The following is a 16,259-nucleotide window of genomic DNA, read 5'->3' on the forward strand; positions in this document are numbered from 1 at the left end:
AATAAAAGAAGGGCTGCCCCCGTCATCCTCATGACTTGGACAGCCCTTCCTTATTTATTTATGGCTTGATCATCATCTCGCCGCCTTCCGGCCGGCTTGTGTAGTTATGATCCCGTGAAGCTTCCTCAATCTGATGGAACGCCCAGTGGATCATCGGCACATCGGACCATACTGGCACGGTCTCACCGTACAGCGGCCCTCTTTCCAGAATCCGGTTGAACACAGTTACCCCCTCGGCACGGGTCAAGGCTTTGTCCGGCTGGAAGCTGCCATTCAGCATCCCTTCCATATAACCGGCCTCTTTCGTTTGGCCGATTGCCTTCTCCGCCCAATGGCCAAGAGCATCGTTATAGCTGTGTTCTCCTGTACCTGAGAGTGCTTTCCAGCGCGCAATGATGACTGCCATTTCCGCTCTGGTGATGCTCTGCTCCGGTCTGAAGCTTCCGTCTGTCATGCCCTTCATTAGTCCGGCACCTGTAACCTGACGGATAGCTTCTGCTGCCCAGTGGCTGCCTGAGACATCCGAATATGGGGCTGCGTCTGCACCTTGCAGCGCCAGCACCCGGTAGAGAATCATGGCTACCTGTGCTCTGGTCAGCGCGTTCTCCGGCTTAAACGTTCCGTCCGGCATACCGACCATATAAGCGCGGTGGCTTCCGTCTGCTCCGTTGTCCAGATTAAGAATAGTGAAGGTGCTGAACTTCCCGATTGGGAAAGTCAGGCCCAGCTTGTTGTCCCCGTAAGCTACAACTGCGGGCTTCACCAATTCCCGTTCTCCGTCACTGTGCTCAATGAACACAGCCAGCTTCGACAGATAAGCTTCTCTTGCACGTGCCTCTGCCGGTACATGACTGCTGTCGAGCGGCAGGGTGATTGTTACCGGGCGGCTTGTCATATTGGTTTCAATCGTTATTGGACGATCTACTACATAGACGTTGCCATTGTTCAGTGCCTTGCGGACAATCTGCTCCGTTCTGGCCCGTTCTTCTACCTGCTTGCGCTCGCTTTCCTGTTTGACAGGAATCAGGTGGAAATACAGGTTCGGATTCAGGCCGCTGAGCGAGGCATTCGGAATGGTAATCATGCCGTTATCAGTATAGATTTCCAGGTTTAGGCCAGCGTCTTGTACAGCCTTCACTGCCGCATCCGGCAGCTCCACACGGACATCTTTTACGATATCCTGTTTGTCCGGAATAAGAATACGTACGCTTGGCGAATGGGCTGCCAAGGTCTTTTCAACCGCTTCAAGAGCTTTGGCCGTTGTAAACGTCACTTTATCGCTCTTGCTGCCATCGTTGTTTGTCGTTCTTTCAATTTCTGTTTTGGCAACAATTCCATAGCCTATGGCCTCAACATCTACTGTTATTCTCTCTATTACCGGTAAGACCGGTGTAGGTGTATTAGAAGGGACATAAGGTGTCTGAGAAGGCTCATTAGGCGCGGCTTGGCGTCTCACGGTAACCGTGTACGTTTTTTCGCTGCCATCCGTTTCCCGAACTACGATGGTTACGGTATTATCGCCTACATTCAGAGTCACCGCAGCACTAGCTTGCCCCGTCCCGGCCGCCTGGCCGTTAACCGTAATGGCTGCGTCCGGATGAGCGGCTGCCAATGTCAGTTGAAGCTCGGAGACCTTGTACTCCACATTAAGACTGTACTCGTACACGCTCGCCGTCACATTGGGTTGAATCGCACCAGCCGATGGCGTAATGCTTGCCAGACCGCTCTTGGGAACCAATGCCCGGTAAGCCGCCTGCAATGCTTCCAGTGCAGTGTCCACTTCCGCCTGCGTGGCAGTGGCGCTTGCCAGTACTGCTTGCGCGTCGGTCAGCATGGACTCGTAGCTCGCCCAGCTTGCTGGCGTGTAGGTCTCCTTGTCCAGAATAGCGGACAAGTCCACTTCCGCTTGCAGCTTGCTCTTGTCCACCACTGGTACCACAGGCACTTCCACCAGCGCTTCACGTGCTGCTGTCAGCTCCGCCAGTGCTGTATCTACTTCGGCCTGCGTAGCAGTTGGACTCGACAGCACCGCTTGCGCGGTGGTTAGCTTGGACTCGTATTCCGTCCAGCTTCCAGGTGTGTAGTCTTCCTCGGCCAGCGTGGAAGACAAGTCCACTTCCGCTTGCAGCTTGCTCTTGTCCACCACTGGTTTCAGCACCAGCGCTTCACGCGCTGCGGTCAGCTCCGCCAGCGCCGTGTCCACTTCGGCTTGCGTAGCCGTGGCGTTACCGAGCACCGCTTGCGCGGTGGTCAGCTTGGATTCGTAACTCGTCCAGCTTCCAGGTGTGTAGTCTTCCTCGTCCAATGTGGAAGACACATCCACTTCCGCTTGCAGCTTGCTCTTGTCCACCACTGGCTTCAGCACCAGTGCTTCACGCGCTGCGGTCAGCTCTGCTAGCGCCGTGTCCACTTCCGCTTGTGTAGCCGTGGAACTCGTAAGCACCGCTTGCGCAGTCGTCAGCTTGGACTCGTAACTCGTCCAGCTTCCAGTTGTGTAGTCTTCCTCATCCAATGTGGAAGACACATCCACTTCCGCTTGCAGCTTACTCTTGTCTGGCTTCAGCACCAGCGCTTCGCGCGCTGCGGTCAGCTCTGCCAGTGCCGTGTCCACTTCCGCTTGTGTAGCCGTGGAACTCGTAAGCACCGCTTGCGCGGTAGTCAGCTTGGACTCGTAACTCGTCCAGCTTCCAGGTGTATAGTCTTCCTCATTCAATGTGGAAGACAAATTCACTTCCGCTTGCAGCTTACTCTTGTCTGGCTTCAGCACCAGCGCTTCGCGCGCTGCTGTCAGCTCCGCCAGCGCCGTGTCCACTTCGGCCTGCGTGGCCGTGGAGCTCGTAAGCACTGCTTGCGCAGTCGTCAGCTTGGACTCGTAATTCGTCCAGCTTCCAGGTGTGTAGTCTTCCTCGGCCAGCGTGGAAGACAAGTCCACTTCCGCTTGCAGCTTGCTCTTGTCCACCACTGGTTTTAGCACCAGCGCTTCGCGCGCTGCGGTCAGCTCTGCCAGTGCCGTGTCCACTTCCGCTTGTGTAGCCGTGGAACTCGTAAGCACCGCTTGCGCGGTGGTCAGCTTGGACTCGTAATTCGTCCAGCTTCCAGGTGTGTAGTCTTCCTCATCCAATGTGGAAGACACATCCACTTCCGCTTGAAGCTTGCTCTTGTCTGGTTTCAGCACCAGTGCTTCACGTGCTGCGGTCAGCTCCGCCAGTGCCGTGTCCACTTCCGCTTGTGTAGCCGTGGAACTCGTAAGCACCGCTTGCGCGGTAGTCAGCTTGGACTCGTATTCCGTCCAGCTTCCAGGTGTGTAGTCTTCCTCGGCCAGCGTGGAAGACAAGTCCACTTCCGCTTGCAGCTTGCTCTTGTCCACCACTGGTTTCAGCACCAGCGCTTCACGTGCTGCGGTCAGCTCCGCCAGTGCCGTGTCCACTTCCGCTTGTGTAGCCGTGGAACTCGTAAGCACCGCTTGCGCGGTAGTCAGCTTGGACTCGTATTCCGTCCAGCTTCCAGGTGTGTAGTCTTCCTCGGCCAGCGTGGAAGACAAGTCCACTTCCGCTTGCAGCTTGCTCTTGTCTACTACAGTAATCGTTTTGGAGGCCATGTTGGTTTTTCCGTTTTTGGCCGAAGTCACTTCTACCGTGTATTTGCCATACGGCAGTGCCGCTTCCGGCTTAAAGCTCCATGTGCCATCCGCATTCACAGTAACTGTGGGAGTTCCGATGGTTTTACCGTCCTCATCTTTGATGACTGCCGTTACTGTAGCTCCAGGATCTGTCGTTCCCTGGAACTCCGGCTTGGGATCGGTTACCGTCTCTCCGCCCGGAGCTGTGACCTCAATTGCGGGCACTGGAAGATTAACCGTAATCCCCTTGGTGGCAACTGCAGATTTCACACCTTTGGTTGCTGTCGCCTCAACGGTGTACTCCCCATCGTGTAAGTCGCTGCCCGGGGTGAACGACCATGTCCCGTCTGCTTCGACGACAGCATTTCCGCCTGCGCCAGTTACGATCTGTCCATCTTTATCCCTGATTACAATTGCTACGGCAGAACCCTCTTCAGCCTCTCCTGTAATCTCAGGTTTAGGTACATTGACCGGACTTCCCGCAGGCTGGGTGATCTTAAGTGAATCAATGAATTGATCCCTTGGACTGACCGCAAACGGCTTAGCAGGGGCTCCGTAAGTGCTCTTGAGCGAACCCGTGCCATCATAGGACACGTTCACCGTTTTCCCTTTAACATCCGTACCCTCAGGCAGCGTCAAAATCAGCTTCTTGGAATCGGCAGAGTCCACTCTGTAGGTGAGGCTGCTTATAGGCACGGCTGTGCCTCCAATCTCAACAATGAAGCCTGCCAGATTGTCCGTGGTCATCTCCTGGTCGAAGGCCAGCACGATCTCATGTCCATCCTCCGCAATTTGTTCCAGCAGAGAGTTCTGAAGCTCAGGAGCCTCTGCCGCAAAAGTGAAGTATTGCCCATCCTTGAGCGTCACCTTCGCAGCATAGTGAGCTTTATTGGCAAGTGTGATTGAACTGAGCTCATACTCAGTGGCTTGTGCGAAGTCCGTGTCCGTATCGCTCACCAGCAGCTTTACGGCTCCCGGGGCAGCCGATGCAGGAATGGCGATTTCCACCTCTCCTACAGTCCCATTATTCTGAACCTTCCAGATCCGCTGGGCCAGATACCAATCCGTCGAGCCAAGCTGTTCAGTGAATTTAACAGGTTTGCCATTATCGCCCCAGATGAGGTATTGCTTATCCGCAAGCGCAGCCGTATTTCCGCTGTTTGCTTCAGCAAGTCCGCCCAGACCGATTGCGACTTGTGTGTCTTTATTAATGCTTCGGCTTTGCTTCTGGTCCAGCTCCTCCAGAATGTCTTTGCCAAGGCCCGCCACATTGTGATGATACGCCGAGTTGGCCGTCTTGCTCCACAGGAGAGTACCATCCGTACCAATGTAGTCATGGTCTAAAGTGATGCCGTATTTTACAGCAAGATATGTCTCAATCTTCGCTGCATCAGCACTTGTGATGGTGTCATATAAAATAATTTCCGCTACTTCCGCATTCAGACCGGACCAGTTATACTGGGCAGGCGCATTAGTCGCTCCAATAGACGGGGTGAAGGAGAAGGCTGGAAAAACACTCCTTGTAACAGTTGTATTTTTCCCGTCAATACTGGCGGTATGGCCCGGTGCTCCTATTTGATAATTTACAAGCTGGTGCCTGTCCCGAATCGTCGAAGCGACATAAGTGTATACATTTGTTTCACCCGGACCTGTACTTACACTGTTACCATAGCCGCCCATAACAATTACACCGTTGGAAGACTTTTGATCCGAGCTGCCAACGAGAGCCCCTGCACTTCCATCCTCCGGCCATTTGTACACCGTATACCCTGACCGGAATGTAATCGCTTTGTCACCCAGCAGCTTCGCCGACGAACTATAATGATACGCGCCTAAAGGATTGGCAAACTTCACACTCGGATTAAAATTCACTCCGCTTTCATTGTACTGCGGAACTTTTGCCCCATTAGGAAGGTCGAGCGTGAACGCCACAGGGTTAGGAGAACGATCCTGCCAGCCTGTCAATCCTCCATTTGCAGCCGCTGCGCCATCATCCGCCTTCAGCCATAATACCGGCGCCTGAAGACTTCCGCCTGGAGTTCCGCTGGCCGCGTGCACCTTCGATGTCACAACTGCCGAAGAGAAACCGCTAGCCACCAGTGTCAGCGACAGCAAGGCTTTCGCCGGCCTGCTCCACCAGCCTTTTCGTTTTGCATGAGATTCCATCTTTCACCTTCCGCCCCTTCTATAGTCCTTGTTTGAAACTCGAAGAGATAAAAAGGCAGACGGTTCCTTTGTGTTAATCGCCATCTCGAGCTCCAAACAGAACTCTTTGTAGTAGTAAATACAAATCCGGCAACTTCAACTCTGCTAACCTCTGAATCCTTACAGCAAGCTCAGCGTTCTTCCGTCCATGGCAATACCGCCATGCTTCAGCAGCAGCACTTCAAGATCGCTCTGATGAATCCCTCCTTTGACCTGCTGTTTTAAGAACTGCTGACAATGGGTCAGACTGCTCAGGGGAAGAACGCAGACGGTCACACATGCATTTAACTTAACCCGTTCCCGGACCTAAGCCATACTGGCACACAGAATAGTGCCTCCAATCATGTTAATAAGCGCATGTGAACAAAATCTGAACATTTTCGACAAATTGGTGATTTTTTCATACAAAAATCTCGTATCCCCCTATAAAATATGCGCTAAAACACTAGGCTATGGTTCGAATTTTATTTTCGTCATTTATTTTTGTCACATCTGCTGATAAAGCTTTTTACAGACAAAAACTCCGGCAGTCCGCATAACTGCAGAGCCGGAGTCTTCATTATTCTTCCATATCATAAATACCAGGACTAATCACTCTACGCCAATCCTATACATGAATGGTTCACTTGCTTGAATCTATTGTCCCACTGTCCCGGACATCTGTAATAACCTTGGTAGCAATAATCTTCCCGGCCTGATCCAGTCCTTCGATTTTGAACGGAACGCCCGCCGTCGCCGCTTGAAAAGCAAACCAAATCGTCCGGCCCTGCGACGTCTGAATCAGCTTTGCCTCGGACTTATCGGTCCCGGTCTGCTTTTGCTGAACGATAATCTGCTGAATAGACGGGTCCAGCACCTCACCGAACACCATAGGAAACGGAGTGGAGATTTGCTCCAGCTCAGGCAGCCTCATATAATTCATTGCCGACACGGAAGGGTCTCCGTCCATCCCGTAGCCCGCCCCCCAGACCCACTTCCAGCCGATCCAGGTTTTGCGGACATATTCGACTTGAAGATTGCTGCGGTCCTGATCACCCGAACGGGTCAGAAAAACAAGCTTCCCCCTGCCAACAGTCTCCTCATGTACCACCGTCATGGAATCAGACTCACGGAATAACCGTACGGCCTCCTCCGGACTTGAGCCCAGAGGAATCTGGAGCGACTGATTCATTCCCAATGAGCGGGACATCCGCTGGTCCGACCACCCGCCGGGTCTTTCATACATATATAACAATAAATAGAGTACCGCTACAGAAGCCAGAATCACTCCCGCAGCCATCCCCCATCTCCGTGTAGTTTTCATGAGTGCATCTCCTGTCCCGATTGTTTGCGCTTACAACAGCTTCCATTTAACTATAGATGATTTCGGTCCAGATTACAAAATCCCCCCATACCATATAAAAAGCCTGTAGCGCAAGCCCCTCCGGGACCCTGTCTACAGGCGGTATTTCCTTATAGTAATTGAATGGATTCCAATATACTTATTTTATTTAACTTCTGTAGCTCCGGTTACTTTACCTTCAAGCACAGCCGTTGCCTTCACATCTTCGCTGGAGAAGTACAGGTTGCCGTCGATTGTAGCATCCTTATACAGGTTGAAGCCGTTAGCTTCTACATATACATCACCTTTGATCGTACCGCCTTGAACGCGGAAGTTCTCGCTCTGTACAGTTACTTTTGGTGCTGTAAGGGTGTAAGTAGCTGTAACTTTGTGGTCTGCATCCTGTGCGTACAGGGCCAGCTTACGGTAGATTGGCTTAGCTGTATCGTTCTTGTCGTGGAATTCGCCTGCTACCACTACATCCTTGTCCACAGTCAGATCATTCAGAATAGCAACGATCCAGGTTCCTTTGTCGCTCACTGCACTAATGAAAGCATCTGCCTGGTTCACGATTGAAGCGGAGGTAACTGCATCTGCCTGTTCTGTTGCTGGTGCCGTTGTCGCTGCTGCCCCTTTGTCTGCATTGTTTTTATCCGATCCACAACCCGACAACAAAGCTACCGATACCCCTGCAACTACTAATACTTTAAATAATTTCATTTTAATTCCCCCTGTTTCTTTAAGTTAACTTTATTATATATTAAAATTTTATGAATACAACGTGATAATTTTCACGAATTTGTGTCTTTTTTCACAAACATTCATATTTACTCTCTCAACGTATCCTCCCACTCCTCTCTAAGCAGCCCCATTCGGATAGAATCATAGTATATTCCGTTATAATAACGGCATTTTCTAAGCCTGGCCTCCATCGTCATGCCCAGCTTCATTCCTGCCTTCATCATTCGCTCATTCCCGGACCAGGTGGTGTAGCCGACACGGACTAGCGGAAGGGTAGTGAATAAATGACCAATCCACAGCTTGAGAGCCCTAGTCCCATAACCGCTGCTCCAATAGGCAGGATCATAGATGACAATCCCCATTTCCAGCCAGTATGACGGCTCATGCTCCCAGTAGTAGCTGACATCACCTATAACAACTCCCTCTACTTCTATTACCCAATTGTTCACACAGCCAATAATTTCGGCTCGCTTCCTGTAATACGTCTCCCATGTAATTCGTTTGTGTTCATAATAAGGCGCATCCCATTTCTTCCATTCCGGCGCTTCCTCTTTATATGCGAGTTCCCACAGCCTGGGCAGATCCCCTTCAGCTATTGGACGAATCTGCAGTTCATGATCCTGAATCATACAATCCCTCCGTAACAGTTAATATGTTGCCAACTAATCTTATAATAACTGACTAGAGGAAGCCCCGGCTGGTAATGAATGTGTATAAGCAAATTGGACATCCCGGCGGCAGATTGAGATAATACAGAGGAATTCAACGAGCGAGTACACAGACATTTAAGTCATAAGTCATAGTTGTATTACGTGCAATTAAAAACAGTAAAAAAGACGCCTTCACACTTATAATTGTAGTCTGTGCAACTAAATCTTCCCTAATGGGTTCGAACTAAAGCAGGTAGGCCATTTTAATTGTACGAAGTACAGCTAAACCGATCAGCGGTGGTAAAAGGAGCGTTTTAGTTGTACAAAATACAATTAAGCCTGCCGCATGTACCATAATCGTTAGGGTCACGGCCACTATTCACGTTTTGGCCGTGCCTATATACGTATAAACAGAAAGGATAATCCCAATGAACCTGTCCACCCTATCGGCCGCGCTTGCGCCGTTGAATCTGCGGAGCTGCCTGATTCAGCAGCAAGGCAGGCTGATCTTCGAATATTATAGAGATCCGCGCACGGCCTCCGAGCTGGCGAAGATCAATTCCTGCACCAAGAGCATCCTCTCTGCCCTGATCTGCATCGCCATGGACCAGGGGCTGCTGCCCGGCCCTGAGGCTCCGCTCAGCGAATTCTTCCCCCAACTCCGGCGCGATAAGGATGCGCGGAAACAGGACATTACGCTCGAACAGCTGCTGACCATGTCAGCAGGCTTCCGCTGGACGGAATTCGGCGGGGCCAATTCCTTCCCGAAGATGACCCGTTCCCCCCACTGGGTGAATTATGTGCTGGAGCAGCCGATTGCGGATGAGCCGGGTACCCGGATGGAATACAATTCGGGAATCTCGCAATTGCTGTCTTCGATTCTGGTACAAGCCACAGGACAGAGCACAGCCAGCTATGCCGAACAGTTCCTCTTCGGACCGCTCGGCATCCGCGACTATGAATGGGAATCGGACCCCCAGGGCATCCATACCGGCGGCTTCGGGCTGAAGCTGCGGCCTGTAGATCTGCTGAACTTCGGACAGCTCTTTTTGCAGACGGGGGTATGGAAGGATTCGCAGATCATCTCCGGCAGTTGGGCTGCGCGTTCGGTACAGCCAGTCATGCACACAGAGCCTCCCCGCCACGGAGGGTATGGCTGGCATTGGTGGACCGATGCCCTGACCTGCAGCTCAGCCGCCGGAGAATCCAGTCTGGTAGACTACTATTACGCCCGCGGGTATGCCGGACAATTCATATATGTAGTGCCGGAGCTTCAGCTTGTTATTGTGCTGACCCAGGATAACAAACGCGGGAAGAATAATCCTCCGGTGGATGTGTTCCGTGACTATATCGTGCCTGTACTGGGATCTATTTAAGCTTGCTCCTGACCCTGCTGGCAACATACCACAAGAGCGGACACAACAAGTTGAAGAAGAATACATTGAGATACCAGACTTCATTCAGCTCGGCAACCACCGAGGGATTATCCCAGACATTCATCGCTAAGGGTATGGAGACCAGCGCCATGGGGATCAGCAGTCCCTTATAATGCTTAATTCCGAACAATTCAGCGCAGCCATGAGCTGAGACGAAGAGGGTAAGAATCAGCCGGTAAAAAATGACCATGAACCAGATGATCGTAACGATTGTCTCAATCCGCTCATAGAATCCGCCTATCGTTACCGTTTTGGCCGCGAACTGGCTGACATAAGGCATATTGGGCGGCAGGCTTTCTCCCAGCACCGCAATAATCAGCACCGTCAGCAGGAGCAAGGCGACACAGGTAATCCAAGTGCTGTGGACGAGCGCTTTTTGATAAGAGGCTTTGTCCTTAATGAATGGAACCAGGAACAAGCTTAAGGCCACCTCGCTGCTTGGATAACCCAGGAACATAACTGTGCCCTGGAATACAGGCTGAACCCCCTTCTCAAAGAGGGGCAGGAAGTTAGACCATTCCGCACCGTACAGCAGGGACAGCAGGAACAGCAGCAGCAGGAACATTGCAACCGGGAACGTAATTTCAGCAGACCGGCCGACCGCAATAATCCCTTTATACAGACAATAGACCAAGGCGAACAGAATCAGGACATATATTGCAGATGGCGGAGTCTCTATAAACAGGTCGTTGCTGGTAAAGTCCCCGAGGCTGCGGAGCGTCAGGACAAAGATAAGAAAGGGGACACAGAATATATACAGGGCCAGCATGATTTTACCGCCCGCCTTCCCCAGAACACGGCTTAGAAATTGTCCCAGGGAATCGCCGCTCATCTGGGTGTATAGCGCCACGAATAACCGGATGATCAGCAGTTGAACCAGCATGCCCAGCAGGATTGGTGCCCAGGAATCCCTACCGGACAGCCCGATGACCATAGAAGGCAGCCCCAGCAGCGCACTTCCCCAATAATGCAGCGTCAGCAGCATCATTAACTGGCGGGAGCTCATCTGTCCATCCCCTCCTTTATTAAGTCTACCCCCAGTTAGCCTAGAATGCCGCCCGGCTTCAAGAATTGCAGCAGGTTAATGAACGGCCGCAGCAGATCCGGGGTGAACCCGTCTTTAGCCGACACAATATTTAAGCCCAGTGCTATCGCGTACAGAGCATACACCAGCGTTTTCTCCCGGAGTCTGCCCCGTTTCTTGCGGTACCGGCTGAATTGCCACATCCATAACAGCATATTGATTGAGATTAGAAAAGCATTCATGCATCCGGTTCCTTAAATGGCGGATTTACGATTCTTCCTCTGCCCTTAATGATGTATTCCACAACCACCTTCACATCCATCCTGCTGAATTTCTCATTCCATTGATCCTTCCATTGACTCCAGTACCGGGGATGCTTCTGATGGAATTTGGTGCCGAAGCCAAAAATATCGACACCAAAATGGTTCTGCACATCCCTGATTCCAGTCGCAATCAGCGCCTCCGTCCGTGCAATAGCCATCACCTTCATCTTCTCCAGCGTCTCCCGGCTGTTCAAATCAAGGTTACATCCCACCTCTCCCACATTCGCCTCAATTCTTACCTTGACAGTGGCCGAGGGCTCCCCGTTTCGCACCTCAGGCTTAATGGAGGTCTTGGCATCCAGTACCTCCATTACAAAATCCCCGTCCTTGTCCGGGCAGTCCACCTTACCCACTGTCGATTTCACTTTACCCGTCACATAGTTATAGGCTTTGCTGTCTCCTTCATTCAGCCAGCCAAGCAGGATGTCATCCTTCATCACTCCGATGCCCCGATACTCAAATTTGAGCGGGCTGTTAATGGAATCTACATTTTCCTTCGTCTTCCCCTTCTCCAGATCGCCCACCAGTTTCAGACCGGTCAATACAGCCTCCTGGCCATCCAGATCAAACCATTTCATCAGGTCAAGCAGGCGTACCGCCGAAGTCGGTGCCCAATTCTTCTGCGACCCGTTCAGCGAATCATAGAGGTCTCTCGCCGGCAGCCGTTCCAGAGGTGTCATGATCGACAAGGCATCGTAAGCCGTCCCCTCCCGGACGATGGCCACATCGAAATCCGGCCGGACCTCGTGATCCCTGAACAGGAAATCCAGCGGCTTGCGGATGCCTTCCCTGGCCACAGCCTCGTCCAGCAGCAGCATGCTCAGATGGGATAGATAGACCTTACGCGGCAGCATGGTGGTCAATTTACGCAGAGCTTCCATAATCGTTGCCGACTCCGTGGCAACGACAAGGGCAGGCGGTCCTCCCGCGCCGCCGCTGCTGGCAGCCGCCAGACTGGGCGCAACAATCTGGACGGTTACCCGGTAGCCCTTGTCCGTACGGTCAATGCCAAGACCGATGGCGACCGCCAAATCGCCCAGCTCCTTGCGGCTCCAGCAGCCCGTTAACGGCATACTCATCAGAACCAGTGCGCAGATCAGGATGACCGTCCTTCTCATGGCTAGGCCCCATTCCTGGTGCGTTTATTCCGCGAGCTGGACCAATAAGGACTTCGGAAGACACCGTCTACCTGTTCGTTCTTCAGATAAGGCGCATAAGGCCGCATGTATGGAACTCCCGCAGACTCCAGGCTGCAGATATGCACGGTCAGAATGACGAACCCTACAGTAATCCCGTATATGCCGAACGAAGCCGCCGCACCCATGAACAGAAACCGGATGAGCCGGATGGGGATCGACATATTATAGGCAGGAATGACGAAGCTTGAGATCCCGGTGATCGCCACCACGATAACCATCCCGGCGGAGACAATCCCAGCGTCTACCGCGGCCTGTCCCACAATGAGAGTTCCCACAATGGATACCGCCTGACCGATGTTGCGGGGCATGCGGATTCCCGCTTCGCGTATGATTTCGAAGGTGATCTCCATCAGCGTTGCTTCAACGAATGCCGGGAACGGCACGCCCTCGCGCTGGAACATAATGCTCAGCAGCAGCCGGGTGGGCAGCAGATCCTGATGGAACGTTGTTATGGCGATGTATAGTCCGGGAGCAAAGATACTGACGATTACAGCGGTAAGCCGCAAGATCCGAATCAGACTGGAGAACAGATAAGGCTGGTAGCTGTCCTCTGCCGACTGGATGAAATCCAGGAACAGGGAGGGAACAATCATGACAAAGGGGGTTCCGTCCACCATAATGGCTACCCTGCCTTCTGCCAGCCCTGCCGTGATGCTATCCGGACGTTCTGTGTTCAGTACAGTCGGAAACACCGTGTATTTATTGCTCTGCAGATATTCTTCAATGAATTCGCCTTCCAGTACGGTCTTCAGTCCGATCTGATCGAACATCTCCGAGACCCGGTTCAGCACCTGCTGATCGGCCAGCCCTTCGATGTAGAGGATTGAAATATCCGTCTGCGTGACCTGCCCTACGGTGCGGGTTACAATTCTCAGACGCTCATCCTTCATTTTCCTGCGTATCATCGTAATATTAGTGCGCAGATCATCCGTGAAGCCTTCCTGCGGCCCCCGGATCACCGTTTCCGTCTTGGTTTCGTCGATACTCTTCTTCTCATAGCCCTGAATGGCAAGCGCAAGCGCCTCTTCGCAGCCGTCAATCAGCACCAGGACACAGCCGGATAAAATATCCTTGACCGCTCCGCTCAGGTCCCCGGTCGTTCGGACCTGTCCTGCACTCAGGATGTGGTTGCTGAAATAGTCCAGCAGGCTGAGCCCGTCCGGGGCGGGCTGTGCGGACTGAATCGCCGGAATGAACGACTCCTCCAGGACCTGATTGTTCACCATCCCGTCCAGGAAGATTAACTGAATGATTGTTTCCCGCTGTACACCGGCCCAATCCAGACGAAGCGACCGGACGCTAACATCCGAGCTATTTCCCAGTCTGCGGCTGATCAGCTCCGTATTGATGTGAGACTCCCGGCTCAGTCGCTGTGGATGCTCATTATCCAAGTGACCGGGATGTTGTTCATGAAATTTCATGTGTAGTCTCTCCCTGCTGTATCGTCGCATAGTTATGTATCCAGTGTTGCCTAAGTGGGTTTATTTCTAAACCACGAAGCAGCGGCTTTTCCAGTCAAAAAAAAGCCCTTCCCCCTGGCCAAGAGAGAAAGAGCTTATTATATACAGACGCACAAATCCCCGCTGCCTGATTGCTTAAGGCCCGGGGATTCATGTGTTGATTACGCTATTCAATTCAATCATTTCCTCCAAGTAACAAAAGCCATATCCCTGACATGGTGATTGTTCTCAATTTCATGTTCACTTCATGCTTCCGTGTTGCCCGTTCGCTCCATTCCGGAGTGTTGCTCCATGTCCTGCATATGGGGTGGATTCCCGCGTACACGATTTCACGAAAAACGTTTTCACGGACGTTTTCCCTACTGTGAGGAATCGCAGTTGTACGCTTCGCTAACCTTTTTCATTGGAATCACGCTCTTTCTTCCGCAAGAGACTTCTCCTGCTTGAATGATAAGCTTCGTTCTTCTTCTAAAAAAGATTTGTTCCTGGATTCCCGCATACCCACGATCTGCCAGAAGATGTTATCATCCACCTTCTTCATCAGCAGCCGATTCCGGCATGCTTCGCTAACGCTAGTACATCGGGGCTCTCTCCTTTCCTTCATTCATTGCTAAATTTAGGAATGAGACCATCACCTGCGGTACCACTTGTAATGCTTGGTGCTCTTGATGCTGTGGTTCCTGTGGTGATGTCTACATTATACCTGAGAAACGCTTAAATTTAAACTTTCAAAAACCTGCATATCCCCGCAGAATCTGCGATATTCCAGTAGGATTGCAAATAAAATGCCCATCTCTAAACATTGCTCCGTTTACGGATTATTTGCTCCTGTTAGCTGCTAATTTTTATGTATGCGCTATCATTTCACATGAAAATGAATGGCCAGCCTGAGGAATTCCTTCCCCGGACTGGCCGGTATGTCTACAGGGTGAGACTATGATTTCTATGCTTGCGGCTGAATACCACCAGCAGATAAATTCCATAGAGCAAATACAGAATATTAAGAATGGAGACGATGAGTACCTCATGCTCGAGATTCTCATTGCTGACCATGGCCAGTGCATCGTAGATAAAATGGAACGCGATCAGCGGAACAATATTCCGGCCTGTCTCCATCAGCAAGGCGAGCACACAGCCCAGCAGCAGCGCATTGATAACCTGGAGAATCGTATGTATGATATCATTTCCGCCAAAGGCGTTGGCCATATGCAGAACCCCGAAGAAGATGGAGGAGAACACAATATAAAAGACCGGCCCTTTGGATTTCAGAACATTCCAGATCACACCTCTGAAAATAGCTTCCTCGGTATAGCCCACCAGCAGGGTCATAATGACGATACTGATGATTTCAGGCGCTCCCAGTTCAACGTTGATTCCATTCATCAGCGGCTGGGCCACCGCAATAATAAGCAGCGGGATGTAGAACAGCACCGCCCGGGACGGACCGGCCTCAAGCCTGCGGAAGCCGAAGCTGACGAGCGAAGAATCCTTTCTTTTCATATAAAGGGTTACAATAATGCCCATAACCAGGAAGGCGCAGGCCTGGGCATTCCGTATCCCCATATCGCCGAATTCCATAATCGTGGCTACAGCGGAGGCAACGGATACAGCCAGAGTCAGGACCACTCCCCATACCAGCGAGTATACGAGCGGATGTCCTTGTGCAGCAGTGTTTTTCATTTCAGATCTCCTTTATAGTAGGCTAACGTATTGCCGCTTCAGGACAATAATGGTCTAATTGTATGCTATGATGCCAAATTATACGATATCTATATAATCTTCCAGTGGGCATTGCGGTCTGTACATGCTATAATCTCTGAATCCTGCAATGAGAATGGAACAACAACATGAACAGTCCTATCAAGATCTTCAAAGTGACCGTGCAGCTGGAAAAGGATGAATATGGTCTTGAGGTCAGCCATTGGCGTCTGCTGGTGGAAACGAACCGCTATTACGAGATCAAGCCGGAGAGCGGACCGGTTAAACGGATCTACAAAGAAAAATTGAATACGGTAATGGATGACACCAAATCCTATACAGACGGCTATCTGGCCTGTTCAGCGTTCTGTAACGAGGACCGTATAGATGATATGCATACTGAAATGCTGCATGCGCTCCAGATGAAAATCAAGGCGTATATGGCGGAGCTTCATTTGAACCAGCAGGCCATAGAGCTGCAGTTCAAGAGTCCAAGGTCTATCAGAGGCTGGAAGTAGACACCTGTCTCGCCTTCGCCTACAACACAAAAAACCGGAGAAGTCCGCAGGCTACTGCAACTTTT

Annotated in this window: 12 protein-coding genes; 2 read left to right on the forward strand and 10 right to left on the reverse strand. The window is 51.6% G+C overall.

Features of this window, described 5'->3' with window-relative positions; all coding sequences use genetic code 11:
• Positions 1–58: 58 nt before the first annotated feature.
• From MKX51_RS18460 to MKX51_RS18480, 5 genes are all read right to left on the reverse strand, one after another.
• A complete protein-coding gene (locus MKX51_RS18460; protein WP_340993400.1) occupies positions 59–5,785 on the reverse strand; it encodes an S-layer homology domain-containing protein in 5,727 nt (1,908 codons plus the stop codon).
• Between the two features lie 159 nt (positions 5,786–5,944).
• The gene (locus MKX51_RS18465) at positions 5,945–6,100 is read right to left on the reverse strand and encodes a hypothetical protein (protein ID WP_340939871.1); all 156 of its coding nucleotides are present in this window, start codon (positions 6,098–6,100) and stop codon (positions 5,945–5,947) included.
• A 346-nt stretch (positions 6,101–6,446) separates the two neighbouring features.
• Entirely contained in the window at positions 6,447–7,127 is a 681-nt protein-coding gene (locus MKX51_RS18470) for a hypothetical protein (protein WP_340993401.1), read from the reverse strand.
• A gap of 183 nt (positions 7,128–7,310) precedes the next feature.
• Complete coding sequence (locus MKX51_RS18475) at positions 7,311–7,865, reverse strand: hypothetical protein (RefSeq protein WP_340939866.1); 555 nt, start codon at positions 7,863–7,865, stop codon at positions 7,311–7,313.
• A 107-nt stretch (positions 7,866–7,972) separates the two neighbouring features.
• Positions 7,973–8,515 carry a GNAT family N-acetyltransferase gene (locus MKX51_RS18480; protein ID WP_340993402.1) on the reverse strand — a complete coding sequence of 181 codons (543 nt, stop codon included), beginning with the start codon at positions 8,513–8,515 and terminating at the stop codon, positions 7,973–7,975.
• Positions 8,516–8,964: 449 nt separating this feature from the next.
• Between MKX51_RS18480 and MKX51_RS18485 the strand changes: the two genes are divergently transcribed.
• Positions 8,965–9,912 carry a serine hydrolase domain-containing protein gene (locus MKX51_RS18485; protein WP_340993403.1) on the forward strand — a complete coding sequence of 316 codons (948 nt, stop codon included), beginning with the start codon at positions 8,965–8,967 and terminating at the stop codon, positions 9,910–9,912.
• On the opposite strand, the gene MKX51_RS18490 is transcribed toward MKX51_RS18485, so the two are convergent.
• From MKX51_RS18490 to MKX51_RS18510, 5 genes are all read right to left on the reverse strand, one after another.
• Positions 9,905–10,978 (reverse strand): GerAB/ArcD/ProY family transporter, encoded by a 1,074-nt coding sequence (locus tag MKX51_RS18490; RefSeq protein WP_340993404.1) that lies wholly within the window; start codon positions 10,976–10,978, stop codon positions 9,905–9,907. The two genes, MKX51_RS18485 and MKX51_RS18490, sit on opposite strands and share 8 nt — an antisense overlap.
• A 35-nt stretch (positions 10,979–11,013) precedes the next feature.
• Positions 11,014–11,238, reverse strand: a complete 225-nt coding sequence (locus tag MKX51_RS18495; RefSeq protein WP_340939855.1) for a hypothetical protein — start codon at positions 11,236–11,238, stop codon at positions 11,014–11,016.
• A complete protein-coding gene (locus MKX51_RS18500) occupies positions 11,235–12,437 on the reverse strand; it encodes a Ger(x)C family spore germination protein (protein ID WP_340993405.1) in 1,203 nt (400 codons plus the stop codon). Before MKX51_RS18500 ends, MKX51_RS18495 begins: the two co-directional genes overlap by 4 nt.
• A 2-nt stretch (positions 12,438–12,439) precedes the next feature.
• A complete protein-coding gene (locus MKX51_RS18505) occupies positions 12,440–13,939 on the reverse strand; it encodes a spore germination protein (RefSeq protein WP_340993406.1) in 1,500 nt (499 codons plus the stop codon).
• A gap of 960 nt (positions 13,940–14,899) precedes the next feature.
• Complete coding sequence (locus MKX51_RS18510) at positions 14,900–15,658, reverse strand: CPBP family intramembrane glutamic endopeptidase (protein WP_340939846.1); 759 nt, start codon at positions 15,656–15,658, stop codon at positions 14,900–14,902.
• A 167-nt stretch (positions 15,659–15,825) separates the two neighbouring features.
• On the opposite strand from MKX51_RS18510, the gene MKX51_RS18515 reads away from it, so the two are divergent.
• A complete protein-coding gene (locus MKX51_RS18515) occupies positions 15,826–16,194 on the forward strand; it encodes a hypothetical protein (RefSeq protein ID WP_340993407.1) in 369 nt (122 codons plus the stop codon).
• Positions 16,195–16,259 lie beyond the last annotated feature (65 nt).

It is taken from the genome of Paenibacillus sp. FSL M7-0420 (assembly GCF_038002345.1).
Classification (GTDB): domain Bacteria; phylum Bacillota; class Bacilli; order Paenibacillales; family Paenibacillaceae; genus Paenibacillus_AQ.